This window comes from Blastocatellia bacterium, from assembly GCA_035275065.1.
Taxonomy (GTDB): Bacteria; Acidobacteriota; Blastocatellia; order UBA7656; family UBA7656; genus DATENM01.
Genome location: DATENM010000138.1, coordinates 1 through 11629 on the forward strand (window position 1 = coordinate 1; position 11629 = coordinate 11629).

Annotated in this window: 10 protein-coding genes; 3 read left to right on the plus strand and 7 right to left on the minus strand. The window is 54.6% G+C overall.

The genetic code is table 11. From position 1 onward, the window contains the following. Window positions 1-403, plus strand: a 403-nt coding sequence (locus VJ464_25790; protein ID HKQ08560.1) for a tetratricopeptide repeat protein, incomplete at its 5' end; no start/stop codon positions are given. 313 nt (window positions 404-716) lie between these two features. Here the strand turns inward: VJ464_25790 and VJ464_25795 are convergent. The 4 genes from VJ464_25795 to VJ464_25810 form a co-directional block, all read right to left on the minus strand. Continuing rightward, window positions 717-1547 (minus strand): hypothetical protein, encoded by an 831-nt coding sequence (locus VJ464_25795; protein ID HKQ08561.1) that lies wholly within the window; start codon window positions 1545-1547, stop codon window positions 717-719. Window positions 1548-1552: 5 nt separating this feature from the next. Continuing rightward, a complete protein-coding gene (locus VJ464_25800; protein ID HKQ08562.1) occupies window positions 1553-2344 on the minus strand; it encodes a hypothetical protein in 792 nt (263 codons plus the stop codon). Then, window positions 2299-3396 carry a hypothetical protein gene (locus tag VJ464_25805; GenBank protein HKQ08563.1) on the minus strand — a complete coding sequence of 366 codons (1098 nt, stop codon included), beginning with the start codon at window positions 3394-3396 and terminating at the stop codon, window positions 2299-2301. The genes VJ464_25800 and VJ464_25805 overlap by 46 nt, the downstream gene beginning before the upstream one ends. Window positions 3397-3642: 246 nt before the next feature. Further along, complete coding sequence (locus tag VJ464_25810) at window positions 3643-3780, minus strand: hypothetical protein (GenBank protein ID HKQ08564.1); 138 nt, start codon at window positions 3778-3780, stop codon at window positions 3643-3645. 947 nt (window positions 3781-4727) lie between these two features. Between VJ464_25810 and VJ464_25815 the strand changes: the two genes are divergently transcribed. Further along, window positions 4728-5684, plus strand: coding sequence for a hypothetical protein (locus tag VJ464_25815; protein ID HKQ08565.1), 957 nt, complete (start codon window positions 4728-4730; stop codon window positions 5682-5684). A gap of 737 nt (window positions 5685-6421) precedes the next feature. Here VJ464_25815 and VJ464_25820 read toward each other — a convergent pair. The 3 genes from VJ464_25820 to VJ464_25830 form a co-directional block, all read right to left on the minus strand. Further along, a complete protein-coding gene (locus tag VJ464_25820; GenBank protein HKQ08566.1) occupies window positions 6422-7846 on the minus strand; it encodes a hypothetical protein in 1425 nt (474 codons plus the stop codon). Between the two features lie 73 nt (window positions 7847-7919). After that, complete coding sequence (locus tag VJ464_25825; GenBank protein HKQ08567.1) at window positions 7920-8267, minus strand: hypothetical protein; 348 nt, start codon at window positions 8265-8267, stop codon at window positions 7920-7922. Between the two features lie 505 nt (window positions 8268-8772). Further along, on the minus strand, window positions 8773-9186 hold the full coding sequence (locus VJ464_25830; protein ID HKQ08568.1) for a helix-turn-helix transcriptional regulator: 414 nt from the start codon (window positions 9184-9186) through the stop codon (window positions 8773-8775). Window positions 9187-10092: 906 nt separating this feature from the next. Between VJ464_25830 and VJ464_25835 the strand changes: the two genes are divergently transcribed. Then, window positions 10093-11274, plus strand: coding sequence for a site-specific integrase (locus VJ464_25835; GenBank protein ID HKQ08569.1), 1182 nt, complete (start codon window positions 10093-10095; stop codon window positions 11272-11274). Window positions 11275-11629: the final 355 nt, after the last annotated feature.

Genomic DNA, 11629 nt, shown 5'->3' on the forward strand with positions numbered 1-11629 from the left:
GCACCCTAGTGTGGCCATAAGCCTGAACAACTTAGCGACCTTATACCGCGAGCAGGCCAAGTATGCCGAAGCTGAATCATTATACCTGCGATCTTTAGCCATTCTTGAAAAGGTATTAGGCCCCGACCATCCTGACGTTGCAGCAGTGCTCAATAACTTAGCTATCCTTTATATGATTCAGAAGAAATATTTCAAATCTGAACCTCTCTTTCGGCGGTCACTGGGAATATCCAAAAAGGCTTTTGGGAATGAACATCCGAACGTTGCAGCAATATTAGAGCAATACTCGTCTCTGCTGAGGCACATGAATAGGAAGGGTGAAGCACAGAAGCTGGAAGCGCAAGCCAAGAAAATCAGGAAGAAAATCTATAGGAGCAAAGGGAGAAGGGGCCTTTCGTCTTAAACATAAATCCCTCCTGTACGCATTATTGTAGAGCTAGGGACGCGCCTTTACGCGTTCTTCCACAGATGCATGTGAGCGTCAAATCGAAGCTGCCTTTGTCGATGAAGCGTGAGTGGCGCCGCTCTACGGCTAGCATGCGCCTTCAGGACCAAGCATTCTTGTAAGGATTGCACTCCTGCCTTGCCCTTGCTCATAGACTTAAAGGCGCGGGCATAAATCTAATGAGTACGCTTTTATCACTGAGGCGTCCTCTTGGTTGCTGCGCTTACAGGATTGCGAAGAACTATCATCCGGTCGCGTGGCCGCCTCTGCGTCACTCGCGCGTGTACGAAAATCTTTCTGAACGGGTGCTGTCACCGTTCTTGGTGTAAAGAATGACCTCCCGGCCAGCTTTTACTTTCTTACCCGCCTTCGGGCTGATTAGCCGGTTTTTCGGGCGTTCTTGATCATTGCGGGTCTTCATTTCTACGTCATCAATGAACAGGGCGGTCGCTGAGTCGAAGTTCTCTCCTTCGACAATGATGTTCTTGCCATCGAAGCCTATCTTCGCTATGGCTGGAATAAATGTTGGGCTTCGGCCATCGACAGCAATACACGGGGAGTATTCCGACGAGTTATTCTCTGGGTCCGTCGCTGAACAAGAAATGAAACTCTGTCCCAAATTCAGGTTTAAGGTGAGTACGGTAGTGAAAGACGCAATTCCTTCATCGTCCGTATTCACCTCCACAAAGTGAAGCGGCGGCTGGTTCCTATCTATGTTACAGATTTCATTTCCGCCGGCGCAGCCGCAACCCTGAAAAAATTCCAACCGGTAATGCGTTAGCGATTTGCCTTTATAGATACCTTGGACGGTTACCGCTGTATTCAGCGCATTGGCTGAGGAGGTGGCAGCGGCCGAAGGGATAACAGCAGTCAATTCCGCATGATTGATCAGTTTGTTGGCGGGGAAGGGCTTAACGTCGCCATCTTTGTTTTTGTAATCATTCACATTCAGGCCGGGTTCGCCAAGGTCTACTGGCAGACCGCGGTTAGCAAAGATTGAGTTCGACCTGATCTCGATACTAACTCCAGGATCGCCTTGATTGTTGGGAACAACAGATGTGTTCGGGATGCAGATGCCAGGCTGTCCGTTATAGGCAATCAAGTTTCCTATGAGTGATTCTCTCTTGTCTGTACGTCCACTAGAACGCCACAGCGCCGGTTCCCAATGTCGGAACTCCCAGCCACATCCGTGCCTATGTAATTGCCCTGTACGGTTACGCCCTGTTCACCAATGAGTAACTTGCCTGATATGGGGACGCTGGGTCGCAGTCCGACGGCAACACCATAGTCGTTGTCCGAGATAATGTTACGCGCCCCGTCCTCGGCCCCGCCGATTATATTCCCGGGCGATTGAACGGTGTTCACGCCGCTGAAGTCGTTGCCGAGTCGTCCGGTTCCCGTGTGGTCGGTGCCGATGAAATTCCCTTGAACTAGGTTCCCGGTCGCTCCGTCAAAGATGATGATCCCATGCCGTTGATTCCCTGAAATAACGTTCCGTGTCCCCGTAAGCACACCGCCAATCGTGTTGTGACGAGTCTCATGGTTGAGCAGAACGCCTTCGCCGTTGCCAAGGCGACCGGTGCCGGAAATGTCTGTGCCAATAAAATTGCCTTGCACAAGGTTGTCATGCGAGCGCGATCCCTGGAATTGAATACCATAGCGGTTACCGGGTACGGGACTGCGGCCATTACCCGATATCACGTTGCGCGTCCGCGGGGTTGTCCCTCCGATCAGGTTGCTCGCCGCGCTGCCGGTGCTATTGATATCAGGGTCATCGGCGATGACTATCCCTTCGTCATAATTGCCCAGCGACTTCGTGCCAGAAATATCTGTGCCGATCAGATTGCCCTGCACTAAATTGCCGGCCGCCCCATTGGACCCCTGATCGGTAATCGCCACGCCGCTGTAGCCACCACTCCTCCGCCATTGTTAGAAATGAGGTTAGCGCCTCCGGCGTCGGGTAGACCGATATAGTTGTTGTCTGAGCCGAAAATACCAATCCCATCATCCCCATTGCCTAATGCCGCAGAGGCGTTGATATCAAAGCCCCCGTCGCTAGTGCCAGTGTAGTCAGTGCCGATAAAATTCCCCAGAACCTTATTATTGGTCGCGCCGCTGAAGGCTCTCATATGCTGGAAGTCGGGATTCGGGAGAAGCCCATTAATGATCAGCACGCCTTTGTGTATATTGCCAGAGATTACGTTGCGCGCAGCCTCGACCGTGCCCCCGACCAAGTTATCGCGCGACCCGGCTATGATGATGCCGTCGAAGGCGTTTGGAACTGCTGCGTCTCCACTCAGGTTGGTGCCAAGATAATTGCCCTCAACGATATTCCCCCCGCCGTCCGTCAACCTGATGGCGAACCCGATAATTAACCCTGGAGGGCTGCTGAACCCATTCATGACCAGCCCGCGCACGACACTGTTTCCGGCGGTGATTACGAACCCGTCTTGTGGGGCTGTATCCCGCCCGGTTATTTCAATGATTGGTCTGCCCGCATAGCCCGGTTGAGTTGTGCCGTCGATAATGACGGGGTCAGTGATTATCGGCAGGGCTTGCTGGGGCCTGATGGTCTGCGGCCCTTGGCCAATTCGGAAGGTGATCACATCCAGCCCCGGACTTTGATTCGCACTCTGCATCGCAGCCCGGAGAGAGCCACTGCCGTCATCATTTGTATTGGTCACGACGAAAGTAGAGAGTGGTAGCGTGAAGACAACTGTTGGCGCAGTCCGGCCTGACCTCATAATGATAAGATCGCTCAATGCATCCCCGCTCAAGCGCATCGGGAGAACCGCTGAGGGCTGACCTTCAACGCCCAAAGTGACAGATGTGAGACCAGGTGAGTTACCCGCCCTGGGCTGAGACCAGGCCTGTTGACCGAGGGGCGTTTCTTCGAGCAAGACAATCTGTTGGTTCTCACGGTCAAGAACGATGATGCTCTCCTTAGGCAAGCTAGAAGCTCTTGCGCTAAGTAAAAAGGCTGAACTGGTCCAGTGCCGATCCGGCACCACCCTCTCCCGCCATCCGACGAACTCACTTTGTGGCCGGCCAGCTCTTCTGCGAGCGATAGAGGTTTCCGGCTCTAAAACGTGTACGAGGCCATCATTACCGAGCAGAGCTAACGCCGTACTAGAGTCTGCGGTGAAATCGCCGATCACTATCGAACGGATACTATAATTAAACCTTTGAGAAGTCACTCATGCAGATTGAACTTCATCACGACGAGTTTTGGCTAAGGCAAGCTTCCGGTCGCGGCCATGAACGATGACTATTTCCTTTCCTGAAGCAATAGCCAGGTCTGTCTCGTACTCGGCGTCCAGTTGTCCGAGCGCCATCGAAGTGGCCTCCGCTGGCAGAGGGATGTCTTCGGGGGGCGTGCAGCGCGCCTCTGGGGCTTTCATACACCCGTACTTGTGAGCCCGATCGGTTTCGCACGGCGACGACCACATCCTCTAGGCCGTCGCGGCGATTCATATCCCCGACCAACATTGTTGTGAGGTTACCTCCGACATCAACCGGCGCTGCCTGGGCAAATTCGCCGCGCCCATCCCCGCGCAGGATGTAGAAATGATCGCTCTGTTTCGCCGCCGCAATAATGTCCTTGTGGCCATCACCATCAAAGTCGCCCGTGCCCAAAAAGTCAGGAGGCTCTGGAAGCGGCAGAACCATGCCAGAAGGAATCAGGGGAGAATCCGAAGACTCAATATTATCTTTGCGCGCCTTCGATTCAGGCATGTTCGGGAAAATGTTTCCTGCGTTACCTAAGTATAGCGTTATAACACCTTGACCGCCCACAGCGTATCCGCTGATCAAGTCAGCCACTCCATCCTCATCGATGTCCCCAGAGGAGGAGGCTGAGGCGCTCGCCCTGAGCGGACATCTCCCGGAAGCAACTAAAGCCGTAGACGCCCTCCTGGCGGATTCGAGACTGCCAGAAGGAGCCAAGGCCCGGCCACGCGCTTTCCGGCGGTTCCTGGGCAATGTTGTGCAACTCACCGTTGACTGGTTCCAGTCCGCTGACGCTTTGAAAATCCAGCGTGAGGCAACGCAGCGGGGGCTCCGGACCGCCATCTCTGAACAGCTTGTGCCATTGGTATCCTGGTGGCAGGAGTGGCAGGGGAAACCGGGTGACCCGTCCCCGTGTTCTGAACTCTTCGACTTCTGGGGACGCGGCGGGTTCTCAAGGGTGGCCGCGGCCATCCGTGCGAGACCTCACGCCGCGATAGCGGTTGACGCTCGGACGGTCGATGACATCCGCCAGTGGGCAAGAGTCCTCTGCCCGTTGTTTGAGACCGTGGTCGTGAAATGGAAAGGCGAGCTGGGGAGCGGAATGGTCATCACCCCGATGCACATGGCGTACGGTGATGGCGCGGATGATTTCGGAGGCCACGGTTACTCGGTGGCGGCTGGCTCGATAATCCGCGAGGAATGGTATCCGGCGCTTTCTTGGGCGAACCCGTTACCCCAAGAGGTTGTGGCTTTTCTTGCCAGTGAAGCCCTCCCGCTACTCAAGACGGGCCGCCTCGTGGTCTTGCCAGCCGCCCTCGTCGGGTGCACACAAACAGCAGTCGGCTGGACTGACAATCTCCTCGTCGATAGCTTCCTCGGCGGTGTCGTGAATGTGGCGCGGCGAGAGGAGTCTGTCCCCTCGACGACCGGGCGTCAGCAGGTCCTGGACATCACGAGAATCCAAATCCCTTTCATCGCCCACGTGTCGCTAGCTGACCTGGCGAACGTACTCGATGAGACAGAACCCTGGGTCGGGCCGTTGCGCGGCCTCCTCTTGCGGACGATGGCCAATGAAGACTTGAACTACGAACGGTGGGATCGCATCGCCGCTCTCGAATATGACATCCAGCAGGCCTGCCGGGAGCTTCGCGAGCACCTTCACTCGCTGGCTACCAAACATCATCGGCAGGAATGGATAATTGCTGAAGCAGCCGGAGACATATCGGCAGGCGAGAGGGGAGGCATCCCGCCGGCGCCTGAACCCATTACGGGCCTGTTGCAATCCGTGTCGTCAACCCGCCGGGAGTTGTCGCCCTGGATCCCATACCTGTGGCCGCAAGACTACGGCGGGCGGCTTCACTGGACCTGCCCACTGGACAATCCCAGCACCCCGCCGGACGCCGCGACGTTGGCAAGATTAGCGGCGGGGAAGGGGCCGGAATTGCACACCTGGCTTTATCCCGGAACCGCGGGCTGGACCGTCCCGACAGTGATGCGTCATGACTGGTAGGCGCAATCCATAAGACTGAAGAGGGCGGCACGGGCGCAGCACTCTCAACTGCCTGGGTACCAGGATCGGATCATCCGAGATATGCCTGCTCCACAGCGCCTGCAATCGTTCGATCGCGGGGGCCTAGTCCATACTCGCCGGACGCTGCGCCCTCTTCGCAGATCGTTTTTCATGAGGCTGAACTCTGGTCACTTTTTACCGCTCTCCCGACTACGAACAACTCCGCCGTGGGGCGCACCGTCTCTCTAATCTCATCTTCCACGACACCGTCGACGCCTGCGCATGGCAATGAAGAAAGTCTCAGACTAATCCCGCCAGTGACCCTTGAGCCGCTGCGATGTCGCACACCCGCGACGCTCAGTTCCTTCATACCATCTCGATCCAATTACAAAGCCCTACTACATCTGCCCTCCCTACTACTCTCCGGATTTTGTGAGGAGGTGCTATGTTGTTGCTAGTCAGGAGCTTATCTTATTTGGGGATTTTTGTGAGGGCTTTTTGCTTACAAAAATATCGGCGGGATTTTGGGACGACATTTTTGTGAAGATCAAGCGGCCATCAACTGGGCCTTGAGGCCGATTTATATTCAGTTGAAGCTCTGGCGGTTCATCGCCGATGCGTTTTCTCGTTCACCGCAGATGAACGGCTCGTGCACCACTGAAAGCATCAGTTAGTCATCTGCAATGCACTAGCGGTGCGGAAGAGAGTAGACGCCAAATGCATTAATGATGCTCGGATTATTCACCAACGAGGCGTTGAGAAACATCATAAATCTCCACTTGTGGAACAAGCCTGTACAACTCACTCATCCGTTCCTCAGCTATCATTGCGACAACAACCGTGGCCCTTGCGTTAATGTATCGTGATCGGGTGAGTGCCAAACGTTTACTGATTTCGCTCACCGCGACCTGCGGGTCATCGATGAGAAAGATCAACGGCGGCTCAGTCAGATATGTTTCATATCGGAGTTCCACTACGCCCATCATCCCATCGTAGGCGTGCACCCTGTACCCACTACTCGTGCTCACAACCACGACCTGGGACAACATCAATCGATGCCACCTTGAACCAAGTGATTGGGGCTCTGAGTGCGCATCCAAGTACAAACCTCTTGGCCTGCCGCGATCTCGTCCAGGATGAAAATGGATGTCCTCGCGCCGCAATTTTCCTGTCGTTTCCAGCTCCTTGAGGGTGCGACTGACGCCGCTCCGCTCGCCTCGCAGCACCCCTGCAATGGCCTCTGCCGTGGCACAGCCGCCCAACAGCTTGAGCGCTTCTAGCACCCTTTGATGCGCCTCATTGAACCCGCCTCTGTGCTCTCGCCGCTGCACAGGAGGTGCTGTCCCATCGTCCCCTGCGCGCTCGGCAGCCACTTCCGCAACGGTCTGCTCGCCACCTTTCGGGCGGCATGGGCGCACCACATCCGCCAGCAGAATCGCCTTCAGCCCATGCACCGTTTCGATGATATCAGACTGCTGCCTGCTGGCAGTAAACCAAACCATGGCGGCTGGTTTGGCTGCGATCTGGTCTGCGTCTAAGTGCAAAGATACCTCGCACTCAACCCAGCAGGGGGCTCCCTCTTGACCACGCTTGACCACACGCACCTTGAAGTCACCGGTAGCTTCGCGGTTGCTCCCAGAATCGCCATTCTCGGTGCGCCGCCCGCCATTTTTCCTGAGTCGGCTCTTCAGCGTCTCCTCCGGAATGAACTCTAGGATCAGACAACGCTCATGGATATAAAGGTAGGCCTCAGCGATTAGCAGGTCGTGTGGGATTCGCTGACGCAGCACGCCGCGAGGCGGTTGCCGGCGCGCATACCGCGCCAAAGTTGGCGCTATTTTTTTCAGATGGCTGATGCCCGCGAGGGTCAAGTAATAGACATCCGTTGTGCCTCCGCCGCAGTCTTTCGGCAACGGAGAATTCTTCATGACCCTCAACCAGCGGCGTTGCCAGACGAACGATTCAAGAACTTTGCGAGCGGCGCGGGCATCGCTACCCCAGGCATAACGCGCCGCCTGGCCAAGTGTGAAAACGCGCACAAGCGAGGCGAAGCAGAGAAGCCGCTGCCCCGGATCGAGCGTGTTGAGCCAGTTCTCTCCGACACCATTCGCCCTTCTGTCATTCTGCGAATCCGAGACAGAAAATCGTGCTCCGTTGGTCATAATTGTGTACCTCTCAAGCCTGATTCTGGCACCAATTCTCGTCTTCCTCTGCGCCGCTGGAAGCCCGATGAGATCAACGCAATTGCAGGAAGAACGGCGTGCCCGCGCGCACTTCCAGGACGTTTTCGCCGGATGTAGGATTGTCTTTTAGTACATCGCTTATGACAGGAGAAGCATCGCGAAGATCATTATTCCAGGTCAAAAATCCCGCAGCAACGCAACCGCTGCCGCGCAGGAACTTCGCGAAAAAGCACTGGCCGCCGCGCCTATGCACGGTTGCCTTCAGTTCTGAGAAGCCCCTCATATCTTTTACTTCGCCCCGGAGCAACAGCCGGCGCCCATCAATCAAGGTGACCCAAATCTCGTCTGACGGAACATTCACCAACCGCCGCAATTTCGGTGCGGTGAGGAAAGAAATCATGGCAGTCGTTCCGCCAGGAATCAGTATATTCCGGTTGCGATCCGGAACATCAGAAGTAACGCGAGCCGCGACCGTCAAGCTGCTATCGGATCGCAGATTTTCAGCCAGCTCAAGGGCGATTGGGGTGCGGGTCAGCCAGAGTTTGCCGCCTGGCCTTATTACATCTTTTGCCTCGGGAACACCCGTCTCAGAAGGAGGAAATAACGGCTCAGGGTCGCGGCATCTCCGATAAGCTGCGCCAAGAGCACTCCGCTCAGTACGTATTGACGGTCAGTAGCCATGGGTATCCTGATTCATGTACTTTTGTTCTCTTGTCTGCATACTAGCCGACAAACGATATAGCGTATACACCTGTCTGTCAACAGGAAGCATTTACGCACATGCTGCTATAAGATCGGGCGCTGGTGAATGCAGACGATGAATGGAGCTAGTAGCGGGCATACAGCTGAGACCCTTTATTTGGGGAAGAGTCTGATCACAATCCCAAGCCCTCTATTAAGGATAGTTAAACCACCTGCTTTACCTTACCGGAGCGAACCTTGCTTTTCGCATCCACTCCTTTATTCCGGCAGATCCGCTCCGTAGCTTGTAGGAGCTTTCTGAGGTCTTCTTCTTGCAAGTCGGCGGCTGATATCAATCTCAGGATGACACCCGCCGTAGGATGCTTTCTCACATATTCCACGGTACCTTCGCCCAGACGCCCTGCCAAAGCCATCAAATGATCAAAGTTGATATTCAGGATTGTTGACAGATCCTGAAGCACCGCTTCGGAGGGAACCCTATTATCGTTTTCTATATCGCTGATATAGGAAGGATGTTTAGACAATTGGCCGGCAAGCTTCCTCAAACTGAGGCCGGCTTCAGCCCTGGCTTTGCGGATGGCTTTTCCGAGAGTCTGTTCCTCTACTTTTTCAGTCATGTGCGCTGTAAAGAGTATGCAGCGCAATGGGTGGAGTCAAGCATTCGAAGATGCTGAAGGCAAAGCAGATTGATTGTCGCTTATAACTCCCGGCAATCACGGCGAGCAATCATACCTCAACCGCGGCGCCTCTGGTTAATCTATTGCGGTCCGGTGTCACGCTTTATAGCCCGATATGATTACGTCATGACCTATGCTTTTTGCCGCCTGAGTGTCTGTCCCCCTTCTTCAAAGAGAGACTGTCTCTTCACATAAAGCTCTCAACCTTCACCGGGCTGGCCGGCGGTCCGGGCTGGGCCGCGGTGGGCCGAAAATTGTTCGCTCCTAATCTCAGCCGACAAGAAATCTATTTATTCAAGGTACTGCTGGTAAGAATGGGGAAACCGCGCAACTGCGGCCCATTGCTTGCAGGGGCTAGGAAGGAATCCTCAGGCAAGGGTTTCTGAGGTCAGGTAGAGCCAGAAACACGAGCTCGTATAAAGGATTTGGCCCTGCGTGATCGTGCTATTAACAGCGATCGGGTAGGTTCATCGGAGCGGCCCCTATTATGATGATCGTTAGTATATCTGACTCTTGTCTGTCTACGAGCAGTAGGTGTTGTGCCTTTCGAAAGCTATGAGTTCAAATCTTCAATTGCCCGGCCCGCGCATTTGGGGGCCAGTTCGTCTCGCAAGGTTTGTCGGCTTCTCAATCCACTGGGTCTACAAACGTACGAGGGCGGGTGCATTTGATCCACCACCTCGATGTCCGGGCCTGAATAGGTTACGTTTCGACACCGAATCGGAAGAGTTCAGAGAGTGGTTACAACGGCAAATCGGGCACCCTTCTCCCATTGACGGCGACGATGATGACGAGGTATAGCTATACGTGGAAAACAAGACGCGAGCCTCACGAAAGGAGTTTGTGATGGCTCGACGAAGAAGCTACCAGAAGGGAAATGTCCAATGGCATAACCGGCAGTGGACAGTCAGGTATTGGGAGCTGGACCACCAAACTGGCCAGTGGTCATTGAAACGCGCCAAGCTGGAAGGCTGCTACGACAAAAACAACAAGAAAGCAGCGCTCAAAGCAGCCGGCCCGTTCATGGAGCGGATCAATGAGCAGAACAACAACCCACGTAAGCAGACTAAAGGCGAGACGTTCCGCGGCTTCGTTGAAGGGTTGTGGAAGTCTTACCAGGAGAACCAGCAGTTGCAACCCTCAACCATCTACAGCTACCAGAGCATGATTAAAACGCATCTCATGCCGGCGTTCGGCGACAGACGTCTGAGCGACATCACGCCTGCCGACATGACGGTGTTTTTTGATGGCTTGCGAGGCAAGGCTTCACCCAAGTACGCCTCTAACTTGTATGCCCTGTTGAACACAATGTTTGAGGTTGCCCACCAGTACGAGGTGATCGAATCGAAGCCGCTGAAAAGCAAGCTCCATAAGCCGAAGTACGAGGCCGAAGAGAAACCCGTGCTTTCAGTAGAAGTGCTGAGGGCGATCATCGACCAAGTTCCACAAGAATACAAGGTGTTGTTTGTTTTGCTGGCGACCACGGGGTTACGGTTGGGCGAGTGCCTCGGCCTGTGCTGGTTGAATTTCGACTTCACGACGCGAGAGCTGTCGATCACGCATAGCCTCTGGCGGGGCACGCTAAAGCCACCGAAGACGAAAGCCAGCGAGCGCGTCCTGCGCCTACCAGTCGTGCTGTCGGATCTACTCAGGCAGGAGAGAATGAAGTCGGCATTTACTCGACCACATGACTTCATCTTCTGCCGAGCGGATGGTTCGCCGTTCGACCCCGATCACCTGAGAAACGTCGTGTTGTATCCCGCAATGGATGCGCTCGGCATTGAACGATCAGACAGGGAGTTCGGCTTCCACATCTTCAGGCACACGGCTGGGAGCGTGGCCTATGCAAAGACGCGCAACCTCAAGGGGGTTCAGAAGGCGCTGGGCCACTCGCGTGAATCAACGACCTCAGACATCTACGTGCATGTGGATACAGAGGCGGTCGGCGACATGATTGAGGTGGTGGCTGCCGAGCTCTTGAACAATTGTGACCTACTTGTGACCTGGAGCAGTGAGAAGGCGAGTTAAACGCGACATGGCAGAAACTACTAACCCAAATGGAATGAGGGCCTTGCGGCCCTCGATGTTGGTTGCGGGGGCAGGATTTGAACCTGCGACCTTTGGGTTATGAGCCAGGTTTTAGGCTCTACGGCTGAGTTCGTAATAGCTGCAATTGGTTGAAATCTCTACAAGTTATAGCCACTGACCATTGCGAGGGGTACTGCTGATTTACGCCTGTTTCTGACTATTCTGGTCAATAAATGGTCAAAGATATTCTTGCCTTTTAACATCTTTGGGAATGACTTCTGAGGAAGGATTATTTCACAAAAGGCCTGCAATTCAAGCAGTAACAGTATGACAATTGATTGATAATTGATCGATA

Excerpts from the sequence above, each read along its gene's own strand:
- VJ464_25820 (HKQ08566.1), bottom strand. The coding sequence starts at position 7,846 with ATGACCAACGGAGCACGATTTTCTGTCTCGGATTCGCAGAATGACAGA.
- VJ464_25830 (HKQ08568.1), bottom strand. The coding sequence starts at position 9,186 with ATGACTGAAAAAGTAGAGGAACAGACTCTCGGAAAAGCCATCCGCAAA.
- VJ464_25810 (HKQ08564.1), bottom strand. The coding sequence starts at position 3,780 with ATGGCGCTCGGACAACTGGACGCCGAGTACGAGACAGACCTGGCTATT.
- VJ464_25825 (HKQ08567.1), bottom strand. The coding sequence starts at position 8,267 with ATGATTTCTTTCCTCACCGCACCGAAATTGCGGCGGTTGGTGAATGTT.
- VJ464_25835 (HKQ08569.1), top strand. The coding sequence starts at position 10,093 with ATGGCTCGACGAAGAAGCTACCAGAAGGGAAATGTCCAATGGCATAAC.